The sequence below is a fragment of the Comamonas aquatilis genome (assembly GCF_965139575.1).
Lineage (GTDB): Bacteria > Pseudomonadota > Gammaproteobacteria > Burkholderiales > Burkholderiaceae_C > Comamonas > Comamonas aquatilis.
On record NZ_CBCSIW010000002.1, the window covers coordinates 23317 to 38568 of the forward strand.

Here is a 15252-nt window from a genome sequence, read left to right on the forward strand (position 1 = left end):
GAGAGAAAGATGGCATCCATCGTAGACACCAGCGTCAAGCACGCATTCAGCTCCATGACCGGGGCTCCCACAATTTCCGGCACGGCCGGCTCGCTGATTGCTGCCCTGGACGCCTTTCTGGTCAGTGGCTGGGGCGCCAAGGTGGTGGACTCGGCTGTCATCAGCAATGGCGTGTGCCGGCTGAACTTTGCCAGCGGCAAGAGTGCAGCCGAGGCTCATGCCGTCATTGTGGTGGCAGGTGCTTCGCCTGCCAGCCTCAACGGGGAGCAAAAGGCCACGGCCGTGGCCAATGGCTGGGTGGAGTTCAAGACGGCGCTGCCCGATGGGGTGGTGACCGGCTCGGTCAGCTTCAAGCTGGCTCCCCTGGGCTGGGAGAAAGTCTTTGTTGCCACCAACAAGGCTGTCTATCGCCCCGTGGACCCGCGCGGTGCGCGCCCCTTTGTTCGCGTCGATGACGGCAGCGCCCAGTCCGCACGCCTGCAAATGTTTGAAGCTATGACAGACGCGGACACAGGCGTTTCCTCCACGCCAACCGCTGCGCAGTTGGCGGGAGGGGTGTTTTGGCCCAAATCGGATGCGGAATCGGGCAATGCCCGGGTCTGGCGCATGTATGGCGACTCAATGACGCTGCGCTTTTGGTGTGCGCCGGCCGCCGCAGGGACAACAGGTGTGATGTTCGAGGTTGGAGACGTCATTCCTACCCGCAGCGGTGATGCCTATAGCGCGACGCTCTCGGGTGGTGCTTCGCAGGCGGCGGTTATCGCGAACGGCGGGCCGGTGCAAGGGTGCACAGGCTATGCCGCAGGCACGGGTGTTGGTGCAGATTGCTTTATTACGCGCGCATTTTCTGGGATCGGCGCAGCGCAGCTTGTCAAAAAGACCGCTGCATACAACACGGAAGCGGCTTACTCCGGTCAGGCAGGTTACTGCGGGCATGCCCTTCAGTACCCCAATCCTGCCGATAACTCCCTGCGAATCACGCCGATTGATTTGTTGTCCGGTGGGCTGCGTGGGCAGATCGCAGGTGCATATCACTGCTATCAGCAACTGGGCAACGCATTCTCGAACAGTGATTTGCTCTCCCTGACGATCAACAGCAGCCCCCGAGTTTTGCAAGCGGTCAGACTTGGACCCCCATCGGGGGTACCGCTGGGCACGGTCTTTGTGGACATCACAGGACCTTGGAGAGTCTGATGGCTGGCAAGAAATACTGGCGTTTGACGGCCTTGTCGGTGGCCGGGGCGGGGCTGGAGCTGACGGAGTTGCGTCTTTGTGGTGCAGCGGCGCCGCTGGATGCGGATGCCGTCTTTTCCTGCAGCGAGCAGCCGCAGGCCGGCGCTTTGGAGGTTTTGCGGGACGGCAGCACAGCGCAGACGTGCAGCTTCTCTGCTGCCCAGGTGGCAGTCCCTGGCTTTAGGTTTGAATGGATATTTGCTGAGGCGGTAGACGTGCAGCAGCTTCGGCTCGGTTCATCGGCAGCCTCTCAGGCCTTCCCTGGTGCCTGTTTGCTGGAGGCCTCAGATGATGGGTTGAGTTGGGTTGTGGTTGCTGATTGGACGGGCATTTTGTTTCCCGGTCCGAATGCAGCGACCGACCTGGCATTGACTGCGCTGATCACCGAGAAGGTCAAGCTGCTCTTGCACTGCGATGGGCCAGACGGTGGCAATGCGGTGGTTGATGCTTCGCCCTTGGCTCGCGTGCTTGTGAATGCTGGAGCGACGATACGTACTGCGCAAAGCAAGTTTGGCGGTGCCTCATTGCGGCTGGATGGGGCAGAGGGACATCTTTACCTTCCCAATCAAGCCGAACTGCGCTTGCTGGGCGATTTCACTTTGGCAGCCTGGGTCTGGATCGATCCCGCGTCGTCCAGCTCCTTTAACACCGTGATGAGTCAGCGAAATGGCGGTTCGCTGGGTTGGGGCTTTTTTGTCGGGTCAGAAGGGACTGTTCTCCTTCAGGGGAATCAGGGGACTATCAGCTATATCTTGGCGCCCGCCGGAACGGTGCAAAAAGGGGTGTGGCAGCACATTGCCGCTGCTCGTAAGTCGGGTGCCACGCGCTTATTCGTGAATGGAGTACAGCGCGCGATGGCGACCGAAGCCGAGTGCTCCTGGGCGTCGGACACCAGCTCGCCGTTCTGTATCGGCTATCAACGGGCTACGGGCACCTACCCCTATGTGGGTTATATCGACGAGATTCTGGTGTCTGAGCAGTGTCTGTACCAATCTGAGTTTGCCGTGCCCGCTGCCCCCTATGGGTCATCTTCGAATCTGGGTGGGTGGCCAGTGAAGTCGGATCTGTTTGACGCCGCTGTAGTGCTTCTGGGGACTCCAGTGCTGCCGCACCGAGTTCTTGGTGATCGCAAAGAGCATTCACTTGATGTGGAGTTTGGCGGCCAGGGCCACATCTTCGGCACCGTGGCCTGCAAAGGCACACCGGCCAATGTTCCACTCAAGCGCCGCGTGCGACTGCACCGCAGCCGTGACGGCTACCTGGCGCGCGAAACCTGGAGCAAGGCCGATGGTTCCTACGAGTTCCGCGAGATATCTACGCAATACGAATGGGATGTGATCGCCTGGGACCATGAGCAGCAGGACTTTTCTACCGTGGCCAACAACCAGCTGGCGGAGGTCACGCCATGAGCGAAGCGCCCGAACTCGAAATCTCGGCCGCCCATGCCTTGGCGCGTCTGCAGGCCACGCTGGCCTTTGCCGACTCCGGCACCGAGCCTGCAACCATCAAACTCTATGACGCCAACGAGCTGCTGCTGGTCACCCTGACCCTGACCAAGCCCTGCGGCCAGATCACCGAGGGTGGTTATTTGCTGCTGACTCAGGCCAATGGCGGCGGCGACATGATTCTGGCCAGCGGGCAGGCGGCCACGGGTGTCTGGAGCACCGGCGACGGCCAGCTGATCGGGCGCGGGATGGTGACGGATGAGGCAGGCCAGGGCCACTTCAAGCTGCTGGGTAGTACGGGCACCCAGCTCTACGCCGGTGGCAAGGCCATCTTGGGCGAGACGCGGATCTACTGATGGCGAGCATCGATCTGGTCTTTAACCGGCCGTTCCAAACCGGCAACCCGGTGGAGCTGGCGTTTGGCGATGACGGCGGCGGCACGGTCATACCTGATGCGCAGTTGGTCATGGCGGCGCGCCTGCCAGGCTTGCGTGCCCGTGCCCTGGTGCATGTGCGCAAAGACCTGCTCGCTGCCGGCCGCATGCCTGGAGTACGTTGCCAGGGTGCCGTGCGCTACAACACCGACACGCCCCGGCCCGTGGTGGCCCAGGTGCAGGCCAGTGCCCAGCAGGCCCAGCCCTTTGACGCTGGCTGGCGCAACCGCTGGCAAAAGACCCATGCATTACCGGCTGGATGGACAGCCGCGGCTGACGATGCCCGGCCGTTGCGCGCCCAGCTTGGCGCCGCATGGCAGAACGCCCAGGGCCTCAGTCTGGCCAAGGCCGCTGCCTTCGAACAGGCCCAGCGTCTGGCGGTACCGGCGCTGCTGGCCCGCTGGCAAGAGGGCCGGCTGGTGCGCGTGGCCCTGCGGGCCTCGGCCCAGGATGGTGTTGCTCTGCAGTCGGGCCAAGCCGTCCGGTTTCAGGAAGCGTTGCGCGACCGCCGTCTGCTGCTGCAGTCCTCAGCACAAGACGCCGTGCACCTGCAGCGTGGCATCAGCGATGGGGCGGGGCCGTCTTTACCGCTGCACCTGGGCCAGCTCGCTCGTTACCAGCAAGCCATGAAGCCGCCACCCGGCTGCTCCGACCTTACGCCGCCCAAGCCACCCGAGCCTGAGCGTTGCTATGAGCAATTGACAGGCGGGCCCATTGCGCTGCTGTTCTGCAAGCCCTGGGCGGCCAGCACCGATTTGCTGTTTGTCTGCTGCAAGGCCGCACCGCAGCTCGGCGCGCAGTTTGTGATTCCCCTGTTGAAGGTCTATATGACAGTGCACACCCTTGAAGCGCAGCTGCTGCCCTCGGGCGAAGCCGTGGTGCTCACCAACGTGACCATTGCCAGCGATGACGACGGCTTTGGCTGGAGCCTGTCGGCCTCCGGCCCCGAGCATCTGCTCGATCAGCTGGCCCCAGTGGGTGGCTTGCCGGCCCGGATTCGCGTCACGGTCGACGGCATTGCCTTTGTGTTTGCCGTGCAGCAGCTCAGCCGCAGCCGGCGCTTCGGCCAGCGCAGCGTGGCCTTGCAGGGTGCCAGCGTCACTGCCTTGCTGGGTGCGCCCTATATGCCGGCCCAGATCTGGCATGAGGCGCAGCCGGCCACGGCCCAGCAGCTTTTGCTCAAGGTGCTGGAGTACACCGGCGTCTCGTTGGACTGGCGACTGTCCGACTGGCTTGTGCCTGGGGGCGTCTGGTCGCACCAGGGCACGCCGCTGTCTGCCGTGCGCTCGGTAGTCGGCGCCGTGGGGGCGGTGCTGCGCAGCCACCCGGTCAACGAGCAACTGATCATTGCCCCCAGCTACCCCGTGGCGCCATGGGATTGGGGCGGGGCCCAGGCCGATGTGCAAATGCCAGCGGCCGTCATCACCACCGACGAGCTGCGGCCCGAGCCGCGTGCGCCCTACAACGCCATCTATGTGGCTGGCGGCCGGGGCGGCGTACTCGGCCATGTGCGCCGGGCCGGTACGGCAGGCGAGCTGCTGGCCCGCCAGGTCTCCGATCCCCTGATTACCGATGCCCTGGCGGCGCGCCAGCGCGGCCTGGCCGAACTGGCCGCATCGGGCAACAAGCTGATCCAGAGCATCACCCTGCCGCTGCTCACCGGCGGCAGCCAGCCGGGGTTGATTCGCCCGGGTCAACTGCTGCAGGTGGACGACACCGACGGCACCTGGCGCGGCCTGGTCAAAGGCACGCGGCTGTCGGCCGCCATGCCCGTGGTGCGCCAGCAGCTCACCGTCGAAAGGGTAGCCGCATGAGCATCAGCCTCTACACCCGCCTGCTGTCGCTGCTGCCGGATCAGCCCCAGCTCACGGCCACGGTTTCTATTGCGCATGCCGACGGCACGGCCACGGTCGCGTTTCCGGGCGCCGGGGTGATGCGGATGCGCAACCCCTTAAAGCTGCCGCAAGGCGCACAGGTCTATGTGCAGGGCGATGCCATCACCGGCGATGCACCCGACTTGCCCTATGTGTTGATCGAAGTCTGAAAGCGAAACGAGAAAGCGAAATCTGAAAGGAGAGGGAATGGACGACTACGGCGACGAGCTGCCGGCGGCCACACGCCAGCAGATCAATGAACGATTCGACAAAGGAAGTGAACGCATGGCCACGATTGAGCGCGATCTGAAGGCAGTCACGCAGGAGCTGCAAGAACGCAACCAGCAAATGGCGGAGCTGCTGGAGTTCTTTACCGCCATGAAAGGCGCCTTCAAGGTGCTGAACTGGGTGGGCAAGGTGGCCAAGCCGCTGGCGGCCATCGTCATGCTGGGCGGTGCCTGCGTGGGGTTCTGGACGGCAATCAAAGGAGGAGCAAGCCGATGAACTGGAAAGAAAAACTCATTGCCGCGATCGGCACCGGCGCGGTTGCGCTGGCCGTGCCCCTGGTCGCCAAGTACGAAGGCACGGTGCTGCGCAGCTACCGCGATCCGATCGGCATCGTCACGGCCTGCACGGGTCACACGGGCCCCGAGCTGCGGGACGGCCAGACATTCACCCGCCAGCAGTGCGAGGAGATGCTCTACATAGACCTGACCCAGCACGCCGATGCCCTGTCTTGCGTGCGCGTGCTGCTGACGGACGGCCAGCGGGCCGCCTTTGTGAGCTTTGCCTTCAACGTGGGCGAGGGCGCGTTTTGCGGCAGCACCCTGGTGCGCAAGGCCAATGCGGGCGACATCGACGGCGCTTGTGCCGAGCTGAGCCGCTGGACTTACGCCGGTGGCAAGCAGTTGCCGGGCTTGGTCAAGCGTCGTGCGGCCGAGCGGCAGCTGTGCGAAGCGGGGCTGGCATGACGGGCGCGTCCCGCCTCTGGCCCTGGCTGGCCTTGGCCCTTGCCCTGCTGTTGGTCCTGCAGACCCAGCGGCTGGCCAGGGTTGAGGTAGTTCAGTCAAAACAGGCTGTAGCCCAGGCGCAGCAAGCACAAGCTGCTACAGAAGTTAAAACCGCAGGGCGACTGCAGCACGCCGCAGGACAACAGGAAAACACCCATGACTACACGCAAAAACTGGCCGCTCTGGAGTCTGGCCGCGCTGCTGATGCTGCTCGCATTGCAGGCCTGCAGCACAGCGTCCGCACCGCCGTCACCCGCAACGCCCAGCTTGCCGGTGACGCCGCTGCCTGCCGAGATCTTGCAGATCAACACCAGCGACTCGCCGCTCTTGCTGGCGAAGGCGCGGGCGTGGTTGGTCAGCTTGTCGGACTGGTCGAACGCCGAGACGCCCAGCTCAACGCCCTGATGGGGCAGGTGAAGGTGGACAGGCAACTGCTGGCTGCGCACTGAGCACGCCTGTCAAGATTTCGATCTTCGCGGGTGGTGCTCAGAACCTGAATGTCGCCCCGATGATCGGACCGCTTTGGCTGAAGTCCAGCTGCTTGCCGCCGTCGCGGTAGTCCACGCTCAGGTGGCGGTAGCCCAGAGATACAAATATGTTCTCTTTGACTTGGTAGTTCACCGAGCCGTGGATCTGCCAGGTGAACTTCGAGCCCACATCCAGACCGCCTATATCGGCATACAGCAAGGTGGACCAGCGCGGTGCAATGTCATAGCGCCAGCGCGCGGCAACCACCGGGTCCACAAACGATGTGTTGGACTGCGCTGACGCCAGTCCCGGCACGTTGACCTCAGCCTTGATCTGCCACAGGCGCAGGCCCGCCATCAGGTCAAAGCTCGACTGCGGGCTCAGCATCCAGTTATGGCCGCCAGTCAGTGTCAATGAGGTCTGTCGAATCTTGGCCTGTGCGCTCAGGCCCATGGACAGCGAGGCCTTGTCCGATGTGGCCGCGTAGCTCAAGTCACCATGCAGCACATATTGCCCCTTGCGCGCCGTGCCGTTCAAAAAGGCTGCGGCATCCAGATTTTCCAGAACATCTGAAAAAGATTTGTTCACATGCGCAGTCGGCGCACCCCTGAATGGGCGCACGCTACCCTCCAGCCCCGTCATCCACACATAGGGCGTGAGCTGAAACCGCCATGCATCGGCAGTGGGCTTGTCCTGTGCCCAGGTCTGCGTTCCGGCCAGCAGGCCCACGGCCACAGCCGCCCCGGCTTTGCAAATAGTGGTCTTGATGTGCTGTGTCATTCGTATCCCTTACAGCGTGTTCTTATGCACCTTGCCGTCCTTCATGATCAGGCGCAGGTTCTGCTCCGGGTCGCTCAAAAAGTCCAGGTTCACGGCCGGGTCGCCATCGGCCACCAGCAGGTCGGCAAACGCGCCGGGGACGATGCGGCCCAGCGGCAGCGGGTAGGGGTTGCGCTCGCCAGACAAGGCCAGCAACTGGCCATTGATGCCTGTGGCCTGGTTCAGCAGCGTCAGCGGATCGTAAAAGCGCGTCATCTTGGCCAGTTGCCGGCCTTGCGTGGCCGTGCCCTTGGGGTTGAACAGCACGTCCGTGCCCCAGCCGGTCTTGATGCCGTACTTCTGCGCCATTTCATAGGCTTTGACCGTACCTTGCGCCACGCGTGACTGGCTCATGCGGCGTGCGGGGTCGGGGTAGATGTTGCTGTCTTCGTCCTGCAAAAACGGCTGCAGGCTCCACCACACTCCCTCATCGCGCATCATCTTCACGCTCTCTTCATCGGCCAGCTGCCCGTGCTCGATGCTCTTCACGCCCGCCTTGATGGCGCGCTTGATGCCCTTGGGCGTGTACACATGCGCCATCACATAGGTGTTCCAGTCGCCGGCGGCTTCCACGCCTGCGCGCAGCTCCTTCTCGGTGAACTGGGTACTGTCCAGCGGGTCGTACAGTGATGCCACGCCGCCGCCCGCCAGCATCTTGATCTGCGAGGCGCCCAGCATCAGCTGCTCGCGCACGCGGCGCAGCACCTCGGCCTCGCCGTCGGCAATCATGGCCACGCCGGTCAGTTCTACCTGGCTCAGCGGCTCATTCGCTGCGCGCGGAATATCGCTGCGTAGGCGAAAGTCGCCGTGGCCCGAGGTCTGCGAAATCATGGCCCCGCTGGGGTAGATGCGCGGGCCCGCCACCATGCCCTCGTCAATCGCGCGCTTGAGTGCAAAGGCCGGGCCGCCCGCGTCGCGCACCGAGGTAAAGCCCCGCATCAGCGTGCGCTGCGCCTCTTGCGCGGCGGCCAAGTACAGGTAGCCCAGGTCTGCCGTCATGGCCGTCATCTGCGGAATGGCCGCCAGCATGGTGTGCCAGTGCGTGTCGATCAGGCCGGGCATCACCAGCTTGCCCTGGCAGTCGATCACCTGGGCACCTTCCACCTTTTCGCCAGCAGAGGGCAGGGCCACAATTATCTGGCCCTGAATCAGCACCTGCACGCCCTGGCGCACTGGCTTGCCCGTGCCGTCAAACAGGCGCAAATTGGTCAGTAAAACGGGGCGGTCGGCCTGCTTGGGCGTACCCGCCGAGCTTGTCTCGGCAGCATGCAGGCCGGTAAACGGGGCCAACATGGCTGCCACACCGCCCACAAACATGCGGCGCGACATATCGGCCATCACCCGCTCATGCAGCAAATGGCACACCACACTGCCGCAGGTGCAGGCCCTGGGGCGAATCGGGCCAGTCTGCCAGGCCATGCCCGCATCGGTAGCGATTGCGTTACTCATCTGCTCTCTCACCTTTCCAAATGAACAAGAGATGCCGGTGCCGGCGTGACAAGCGGAACCAGAAGTTCACAATTTGATGCACGCATGCTACACGACGGCCCACCCAAGAAAAACGCCCCAACGCACTTTGGCGCTGGGGCGTTGCTTGCATTTTGAGAGCGGCCGTGAACCGGTCGCGCTGCCCACGCTGCCGTAGGTCAGGCCAGCGGCCGGTGCACCAGCACCGGAACGTTGCTGTTCACCAGCACGCGCTGGGTTTCGCTGCCCAGCAAAATGCCGGCGATGCCCTTGCGGCCGTGCGATGCCATGCAGATCAGGTCGCACTGGCTGTCTTGCGCCTGCTTGACGATGGCCATATGGACGGAGACATTCGTCACCCGCGCCGTCTTGCACTGCACGCCTTCGGCCTGGGCAATGTCGATGGCCGTTTGCAGCACTTTGTCGGCTTCCCTCTGGGCGCTCTTGTCAAACTCGGTTGCGTTGTACGCCGTAAGCACCTCGGCGCCGTAGATCATGGCGCTGTAATCCGGCATCACATACAGAGCAGTTACCTGGGCGCCTTGCTCCTTGGCCAGCTGAATGCCTGCGCGCAGCGCGGCCTCAGAGAGTTTTGAGCCGTCTGTAGGAATCAAAATGTGCTTGAACATATACAACCTCCTGGCGCGCTAGCGCGTGTTGTTGTCAATGAATCTGAACGATTGCCAAACCCATACTCACACTCCGGGGTGGCTAATGCAACACCCCCAAGTGGCTATTAGAGCGGTTTCTTGATGAAAATCAAAGGTTTGAAATTCAAGTGAAAATGGACGCTAGCGCTTGCCCATCAAGCGCTGGCAGCTATCAAAAGCAGACTATTTGAATGTCATGCGCAGCATGCCCTGTTCGGGCTGCTGGTTGGCGGGCAGTTGGGCAGGCCGCTTGGCGTTGGGGTACACCGGCAGGGTGGTCTGCTTTTCTCGGTGCTGGGCGCGTTGGGCCAGGCGCTGGGTGCAGGCGGTGGCCAGGGTGGCCAGCTGCGCATCGGTCGCGCTGATGATCTCGCCGTCAGCGATGCGTTGCGGCAGGCTGCTGAAGGACACCACCATCTGGTCTGCCGCAATCGGCTGCGCATAGGGCAGGGTGGGGCGGCCCTGGTTGTCGTAATTCAGGTTCAGTAGATAGCGGCTGTGCTGCCATTCAGTGTTTTTACCCGTCATCATCGCGTTGAAGACTGTGCGCTGTACTTGGGCAGATGCCTCGCATGCGGTGGCGAAAGCCAGCTCCATGCGCTCGGGGTCCGAAAGCTCAAGGGCTGCAGCCTCATCCACGACTTGACCCTCGTAGCCGATAGGCAGTTTGCTGGTCAGATAGCTGCGTGCTTCCTCGTAGCGACTGGCTGGAAGCTCCTCGTACTTGTTGACGCGAAACTTTTTTTGAAAGCGTGCCCAGGTCTCTGAATGCTTCTGAATACCGGCATCAACAATCGTTTGGACAATTTCGCGCAGGTCTTGCTTTTGTGCAGGGCTAATGCGGGTGTAGTCAATGGCAGATGCAGCGGGCTCTACAGCAGCCAAGAACACGCGAATGACTTTGAGGTGAAAAGCCGCGCTGATCCATGCTGCATAGGCGATGACTAGCTCCTTGCAGGCGTAGGTGCCGCCTGTACGGCCTTCTTTTGTTTTGAAACTCTGCAAATCCGTAGAGTTACTGATTTCATGAATGAGCGCTTGCGTTTGCTCCAGACGCATGAATAACGCGGGCTGATGTTTGGCCTCTCCGCCTGCGGCTTTGTGCAAGTCGTTGAGAGAGTACAGGTCATCGGCGAGTCGAACCTTGATACCTGCAACGGACAGTGCTGTAGAATTTGACACGATTGTTCCTTTGTTGATGCTTTGGGACACTTCACTCGAAGCCCTGCCGGTTGCCGCCGTCGGGGCTTCACCTTTTTTAGGCCTGCTTTTCATGGTTGGCCTCTTCGGCTTTGCGACTTGCCTCTAGCCGTGACGCGATCTCGCTGTTCAATGATCGAAAATTGTCAACAGCCTTGTGCTTCAGCCACTGCTTAAGCTCCTCGGCAAGGCGTACCGGGGTTGGAGCAATTGCTTTGTTTTCTTTCATGGAATGTCCTTGGGCTTTGGTGGACTCCATTTGACTCCATTGGGTTGATGGAGTCAATAGGACTCGTTGAGATGAGTCACTTTGCTGCCACAATTGAGCAATGGAAGAAAAACCGCGTACCACCCCGTATCCGCTTCGCATGCCCGATGAGCTTCGTGCTCAGCTCGAAGAATCGGCCAAACGCGGTGCACGAAGCCTGCATGCAGAAATCATTGCTCGACTGGAAAGCACGTTCTCCACAACTACCGCCAGCCCGGCGGTAGATCTGTCGCGTACTGTGCAAGAGCTGGAGTCTTTACAGCAACTGGGCACGCTGAACTATGAGCTGCAGCGAGCCAACTACCGCATGGACACTGCCAAGCTGCAGTTCAGCAGTGCTTACGCCGTGCTGCAAAAGGCTTTGGCTTTAGGCGATAAGGATGAGCAGGAAGACGCCAGTGAAAAGTGCTCTGAATTGCAGGTAAAAATGAACGAGCTAAGGGCAGAAATTGCCCAGCTTGAGGAGCAGATCGGCCGAGTCCACTTCGACCGCAAACTGAACGGCCTTAAGGAACTTCGCGATGTCCAGCCGATTAGTACATCAGTTGAGGTTCGCTTTGAGGACGCGGCTGTTCCAAGTCTTAAGAAACAGGTTTCAAAAAAAGCCAGTGGTCATTAGTTCATGTGCATGAACAGTCACCGGTGACTTACTTTTGCTGCAAAAAAGCCCGCGAAATACGGGCCTTTTAATTATAGTAAATAACGCCTCTAGCCCCTAGTCGGCAAAGTAAAGAACTACGCTGCCATTTTCGCCAATGAGCGATTTTTTTTTACGCTAATTGGAGTGCCTGCTATGGTTGATCTCCATACTGCTTGGAGGTGACTATCATGCTTGACCCGAGCAGTGCTGCAGCGACCCTGAGCAATCATTCAGAAAAATTCTGCAAAGCAGGCATTCATCTCCACTAAAACAGACCCTTATCGGGTAAAAATTTCAATCTCTTTCTACACCGTATGTCGCGGATTTTGTAAAGCCATAAGTATGCGCATGCATTGCATATAGACATATCCGGTTTGCAGGTTATAGTATGCATATCTCTATGTTTCATCGGTCTTTTTAATCTTAAAAAGGAAATGGCAATGCAAAGATATGCAGATATAAATAATGACTCTGGGGTTGTTGGCTACGAGCTTTCAGCTACGTCCATAACTGTTTGGTTTGATGGTACAGCTAGACCATACACCTATAGTTACGGCACCGCTGGGCAGAACCATGTTGAAAAAATGAAACAACTTGCTCATTCTGGTGATGGGCTTAATGCGTACATAAATTACAATGTCAAGTTTAAATACGATCGATAGTCATCCGGATGAAGTAATCATAGGGGCTTAACATTTTATTCAAGCGACGGTTTGCCGTCGCTTGATTCATATTTGGAGTAGCTGCTTTCTCTTATAGTCATCGGCACTTTTGGCTAACTTCGGCTTTCGGAACTCGATCCTAGGCCGTTAAATAAGTGCAAAAAGCATCAGCAGGTGGAAGTGTTTTTAAGCTAACGTTCGCCCAGTGAAATTTTGATGATGTTTTGCTTAAGACCACTCGGCAATTTTTAGGGGCAACCTTGTATTCAAAAAAAATTCTTCCCGGATTTGCTCTTTTCTTAGTTCTTGTTTGTGGGAAGGTAAGTGCAAACGCGAATATTGACAAAATGACAACCTATGCTGTTCTTCTAGGTCGCGCAATAGGCTGTGGGGTCGAGGTCAAAAAGCCAATGGAGAGGGTTGGTGCTTGGATGGACAAGGTATTTCCACCTGGCTCAGAAGATCAGAAGGTTCTTCTTCCTATTTTTGTTCAGGGGTTGATGGACAATTCGAAAGCTCAAACTGAAGGACGAAGTCCAGATACGTGCAACCAAGTTCGAACATCAATTGGCAAAACTAAGTGGCCTTAAAAATCAAGGCGTTGGCAGTTACACCTATCGACTCAATGTCTGGAATTGGCCGTTCGGCTTCTGTCGGAAATTGACTTTGGATTCAACCGGTCACGACAAGAAACCTAGTCAGCCGTAACCGGTACAGGTGGTAAGTTCAACCGGAATACGCTCCAATCAGATTTCAACTTTTGTGCATGGTATGAGATCTGTGTGGGCAACGATTTTTCTCTGGGCACGAATGGTCAGTGTGGTCGACTAGGTGCCGCCTGCTTGTTTGTCGCCAAATTGAGCAGCGATATCCCGTGCAGTGTGACCAGTGATCATGGTGACCTATATCTTCATGCTCAAGGAGGGCAGAGAAGCACCGGTTGAACTCAAGCGGGCCGAGGCCCGCATTTCCATTCAAGTCAGTTGGTTGCAAAGCAGTACATCAACCCGGCGCTGCCGCTCTGTTTGAGTTGGTCCACGCTGCAACCGCGCGTGCCGTGCGATGAGTTCCAGGAGGCGTTGGCCACAGGGTCGGGGTTGGTGCCTTTGTGGTCGTGGTGACCCACGATGGCAGAGCCGCCATCGCTCTTCGTCCAGTTGCCGCAGGTGGTGTCTTTGCCGGGGTCTGGAACGGCCAGGGTGCCGTCAGGGCGCGAGCCGGTGAGGATGTCGTGGCGGTTGACCTCATCTCCGAAGCCCGAGACGACTTCGCCCTTCTCGGTCAGCGAGGTGTCTTTGCCGACCTTGGCATTGGCACTGTGCAGGTCGGCCACGCTGGTGGCAATGACCACGCCCTTGGCGTTGCGCCATGGGCCGTTGCCGATTCGGTCGCGCGCATTGACGGCGGGTTGCCCGTTCAGGGCCGCGTTGCTCAGGTAGGCGCGCCAGGTCTTGTTGCCTGCGCCCACGCTTGCGGCCAGTGATTGGCAGTAGCGGTCGGCACCGGCCAGGCCGCCCAGGTCGCCGCCTTTGCCGGGGTTGGTGCTGGTGATGAAGAAGCCCATGGGGTTGCCGCCCGATGCCCCCATGGCGCCGCAACCAACGATCAGGGCAGCAGCCGCAACGGCGGTGCTGGCGGAAAGAACCAAACGAAGGGACATAGGAGGCTCCAGAGCAATAGTGGAGCCAGCAGGCTAACGCAACGCTGTGCCAGCGGCAATATGAGGAATTCCGCGATTTGGGCCTGCCACAATGGCCTTTGCACAGAGAAAATACATGGCGGGCATTATCTGGAAATCCAGTTACAAGTAGATTGCCCGAAGTCGCCGGTTCGATGCCTGGAATATGGATTGACTAAAGCTAAAAAGTTAACGCGATTGAATGCGTTGTCTTTTTGTTGGGTCAACCTTTAGATGGTTCTGGGCCGGTACGTGCCTAGGCCGCGTTTTGCTTTAACGGCAAGAAACATTGCGCCAGCTGAATTTCCCGTCGTTAAAACTTTCCGTCCAGACTGCCATGGCGGGTGCTTTGCGCGAAGAGAAGGTGATTTGGTTGGGGATTTTGTCCCCCAGGGCGGCGGGTCTGCCTATACGGTCCAGCACCTTGACCCCGTATTGTTTGGCCTCATCGCTGTCCCAGGAGTCCAGAACCACGCAGTACGCGCTGGCAAAGTCATCCCACAGTTGATGCTGTTTGATCACGTAGCCGTGCAGACGCACGTATGCCCGGTTGGGATTTTTGCTCGTGAGGTTGGGTTTGTTCATGATCAAGACTCCTGCTTGCTTGAATTGATTCGGTGGAGATCGACCGATTGACATACTTTTGCAATCGCAACTTCTTTGTACCGAACTGTTTGTGTAACAAGCGTAGGGGTCTTGGCCGTGAGTAGATAGGGCTTAGGGGCCGCGCTGTAGGCTGTGTCAATTATTTGGCGGTAGCCAATGCTGCGGCGGCTTGCGCCGTGGGGTTGGGTGTGGGTTCGCCGATCTTGTGCAGGGTGTTGCGGTCGGTGTGGGCAAAGGGTTCGCTCTGGCCGGGGATGGTCAGCGTGGTTTCCTGCTCATACGACCAGGTGCCGTCTGCATTCTTGGTGACGGTGATGGTGTAAGCATCGGTTCTGAAGGCGTGCTCCAGAAACGGGTTGCTTGAGATGCCGTTGACGGTGGAGCCGCGCACGGCCTTGAGCGTGAATTGGGTGGCGTCGGCCGTGGTGTTGCCCGTGGCCATGGCGGTTTGTCCGCGCGGAATGGTCAGGGTCTGGATGATGTTGCCGGTGGCAGGCTCCCACAGCCAGTAGCCGACCTGGTCGTGATAGGTTTCCGGGTCATCGGGTTTGACGATGCGCGTGTGGTAACGCAGGCCGTAGAAGAGCTGGGGGCCGTTGGTTTGCGCATCGATGGGCTGGCACTCCATGTGCTCGATGAAGGCTTGCTTTTCCGGGCCGTCGGCCTTGGGGTTGATGTCTAGCCCGCGTTTGCCGGTCCAGATGCCGGCCATGCCGGTGAAGGGGCCGAGGTTGGCCAGGGTGTTCACATCGGGCTCGGGTTCGGTGTAAATGTCTTTGGGATAGTTTTCCATGGCGA

At 59.6% G+C, this 15252-nt stretch carries 17 protein-coding genes; 8 read left to right on the forward strand and 9 right to left on the reverse strand.

Features of this window, described 5'->3' with window-relative positions:
• Positions 1-9 precede the first annotated feature (9 nt).
• The 7 genes from ACNAZA_RS03125 to ACNAZA_RS03155 are packed head-to-tail and all read left to right on the forward strand — an operon-like array spanning position 10 to position 5957.
• The gene (locus tag ACNAZA_RS03125) at positions 10-1194 is read left to right on the forward strand and encodes a hypothetical protein (RefSeq protein ID WP_415794947.1); all 1185 of its coding nucleotides are present in this window, start codon (positions 10-12) and stop codon (positions 1192-1194) included.
• Positions 1194-2642, forward strand: coding sequence for a LamG domain-containing protein (locus ACNAZA_RS03130; RefSeq protein WP_415794949.1), 1449 nt, complete (start codon positions 1194-1196; stop codon positions 2640-2642). The genes ACNAZA_RS03125 and ACNAZA_RS03130 overlap by 1 nt, the downstream gene beginning before the upstream one ends.
• Positions 2639-3034 (forward strand): hypothetical protein, encoded by a 396-nt coding sequence (locus tag ACNAZA_RS03135; protein ID WP_415794950.1) that lies wholly within the window; start codon positions 2639-2641, stop codon positions 3032-3034. The genes ACNAZA_RS03130 and ACNAZA_RS03135 overlap by 4 nt, the downstream gene beginning before the upstream one ends.
• A complete protein-coding gene (locus ACNAZA_RS03140) occupies positions 3034-4926 on the forward strand; it encodes a hypothetical protein (RefSeq protein ID WP_415794951.1) in 1893 nt (630 codons plus the stop codon). Before ACNAZA_RS03135 ends, ACNAZA_RS03140 begins: the two co-directional genes overlap by 1 nt.
• On the forward strand, positions 4923-5156 hold the full coding sequence (locus tag ACNAZA_RS03145; RefSeq protein ID WP_415794952.1) for a hypothetical protein: 234 nt from the start codon (positions 4923-4925) through the stop codon (positions 5154-5156). The genes ACNAZA_RS03140 and ACNAZA_RS03145 overlap by 4 nt, the downstream gene beginning before the upstream one ends.
• A 37-nt stretch (positions 5157-5193) precedes the next feature.
• Complete coding sequence (locus tag ACNAZA_RS03150) at positions 5194-5490, forward strand: hypothetical protein (protein ID WP_120968618.1); 297 nt, start codon at positions 5194-5196, stop codon at positions 5488-5490.
• Positions 5487-5957: a lysozyme gene (locus ACNAZA_RS03155; protein WP_415794954.1), complete on the forward strand. Its 471-nt coding sequence runs from the start codon at positions 5487-5489 to the stop codon at positions 5955-5957. Before ACNAZA_RS03150 ends, ACNAZA_RS03155 begins: the two co-directional genes overlap by 4 nt.
• 95 nt (positions 5958-6052) lie before the next feature.
• Here ACNAZA_RS03155 and ACNAZA_RS03160 read toward each other — a convergent pair whose 3' ends face one another.
• From ACNAZA_RS03160 to ACNAZA_RS03185, 6 genes are all read right to left on the reverse strand, one after another.
• A complete protein-coding gene (locus tag ACNAZA_RS03160; RefSeq protein WP_415794955.1) occupies positions 6053-6427 on the reverse strand; it encodes a hypothetical protein in 375 nt (124 codons plus the stop codon).
• Positions 6428-6482: 55 nt separating this feature from the next.
• Positions 6483-7244: a porin family protein gene (locus tag ACNAZA_RS03165; RefSeq protein ID WP_415794956.1), complete on the reverse strand. Its 762-nt coding sequence runs from the start codon at positions 7242-7244 to the stop codon at positions 6483-6485.
• Between the two features lie 9 nt (positions 7245-7253).
• Positions 7254-8732, reverse strand: a complete 1479-nt coding sequence (locus tag ACNAZA_RS03170) for a metal-dependent hydrolase family protein (protein WP_415794957.1) — start codon at positions 8730-8732, stop codon at positions 7254-7256.
• Positions 8733-8929: 197 nt separating this feature from the next.
• On the reverse strand, positions 8930-9379 hold the full coding sequence (locus ACNAZA_RS03175; RefSeq protein ID WP_415794958.1) for a universal stress protein: 450 nt from the start codon (positions 9377-9379) through the stop codon (positions 8930-8932).
• A 204-nt stretch (positions 9380-9583) separates the two neighbouring features.
• The gene (locus tag ACNAZA_RS03180) at positions 9584-10675 is read right to left on the reverse strand and encodes a KilA-N domain-containing protein (RefSeq protein ID WP_415794959.1); all 1092 of its coding nucleotides are present in this window, start codon (positions 10673-10675) and stop codon (positions 9584-9586) included.
• Positions 10659-10829, reverse strand: a complete 171-nt coding sequence (locus ACNAZA_RS03185) for an Arc family DNA-binding protein (protein WP_415794960.1) — start codon at positions 10827-10829, stop codon at positions 10659-10661. Before ACNAZA_RS03185 ends, ACNAZA_RS03180 begins: the two co-directional genes overlap by 17 nt.
• A gap of 100 nt (positions 10830-10929) precedes the next feature.
• On the opposite strand from ACNAZA_RS03185, the gene ACNAZA_RS03190 reads away from it, so the two are divergent.
• Positions 10930-11487 (forward strand): Arc family DNA-binding protein, encoded by a 558-nt coding sequence (locus ACNAZA_RS03190; RefSeq protein WP_415794961.1) that lies wholly within the window; start codon positions 10930-10932, stop codon positions 11485-11487.
• Between the two features lie 1662 nt (positions 11488-13149).
• On the opposite strand, the gene ACNAZA_RS03195 is transcribed toward ACNAZA_RS03190, so the two are convergent.
• From ACNAZA_RS03195 to ACNAZA_RS03205, 3 genes are all read right to left on the reverse strand, one after another.
• Positions 13150-13830 (reverse strand): hypothetical protein, encoded by a 681-nt coding sequence (locus ACNAZA_RS03195; protein WP_415794963.1) that lies wholly within the window; start codon positions 13828-13830, stop codon positions 13150-13152.
• 291 nt (positions 13831-14121) lie between these two features.
• Complete coding sequence (locus ACNAZA_RS03200; RefSeq protein ID WP_415794964.1) at positions 14122-14433, reverse strand: hypothetical protein; 312 nt, start codon at positions 14431-14433, stop codon at positions 14122-14124.
• A 160-nt stretch (positions 14434-14593) separates the two neighbouring features.
• Complete coding sequence (locus tag ACNAZA_RS03205) at positions 14594-15247, reverse strand: FABP family protein (protein WP_415794966.1); 654 nt, start codon at positions 15245-15247, stop codon at positions 14594-14596.
• Positions 15248-15252: the final 5 nt, after the last annotated feature.

Bases quoted from the DNA above. Each gene is read 5' to 3' on its own strand.
- ACNAZA_RS03125 (WP_415794947.1), top strand. From the start codon at position 10: ATGGCATCCATCGTAGACACCAGCGTCAAGCACGCATTCAGCTCCATG.
- ACNAZA_RS03130 (WP_415794949.1), top strand. From the start codon at position 1,194: ATGGCTGGCAAGAAATACTGGCGTTTGACGGCCTTGTCGGTGGCCGGG.
- ACNAZA_RS03135 (WP_415794950.1), top strand. From the start codon at position 2,639: ATGAGCGAAGCGCCCGAACTCGAAATCTCGGCCGCCCATGCCTTGGCG.
- ACNAZA_RS03140 (WP_415794951.1), top strand. From the start codon at position 3,034: ATGGCGAGCATCGATCTGGTCTTTAACCGGCCGTTCCAAACCGGCAAC.
- ACNAZA_RS03145 (WP_415794952.1), top strand. From the start codon at position 4,923: ATGAGCATCAGCCTCTACACCCGCCTGCTGTCGCTGCTGCCGGATCAG.
- ACNAZA_RS03150 (WP_120968618.1), top strand. From the start codon at position 5,194: ATGGACGACTACGGCGACGAGCTGCCGGCGGCCACACGCCAGCAGATC.
- ACNAZA_RS03155 (WP_415794954.1), top strand. From the start codon at position 5,487: ATGAACTGGAAAGAAAAACTCATTGCCGCGATCGGCACCGGCGCGGTT.
- ACNAZA_RS03165 (WP_415794956.1), bottom strand. From the start codon at position 7,244: ATGACACAGCACATCAAGACCACTATTTGCAAAGCCGGGGCGGCTGTG.
- ACNAZA_RS03170 (WP_415794957.1), bottom strand. From the start codon at position 8,732: ATGAGTAACGCAATCGCTACCGATGCGGGCATGGCCTGGCAGACTGGC.
- ACNAZA_RS03175 (WP_415794958.1), bottom strand. From the start codon at position 9,379: ATGTTCAAGCACATTTTGATTCCTACAGACGGCTCAAAACTCTCTGAG.
- ACNAZA_RS03180 (WP_415794959.1), bottom strand. From the start codon at position 10,675: ATGAAAAGCAGGCCTAAAAAAGGTGAAGCCCCGACGGCGGCAACCGGC.
- ACNAZA_RS03185 (WP_415794960.1), bottom strand. From the start codon at position 10,829: ATGAAAGAAAACAAAGCAATTGCTCCAACCCCGGTACGCCTTGCCGAG.
- ACNAZA_RS03190 (WP_415794961.1), top strand. From the start codon at position 10,930: ATGGAAGAAAAACCGCGTACCACCCCGTATCCGCTTCGCATGCCCGAT.
- ACNAZA_RS03195 (WP_415794963.1), bottom strand. From the start codon at position 13,830: ATGTCCCTTCGTTTGGTTCTTTCCGCCAGCACCGCCGTTGCGGCTGCT.
- ACNAZA_RS03200 (WP_415794964.1), bottom strand. From the start codon at position 14,433: ATGAACAAACCCAACCTCACGAGCAAAAATCCCAACCGGGCATACGTG.
- ACNAZA_RS03205 (WP_415794966.1), bottom strand. From the start codon at position 15,247: ATGGAAAACTATCCCAAAGACATTTACACCGAACCCGAGCCCGATGTG.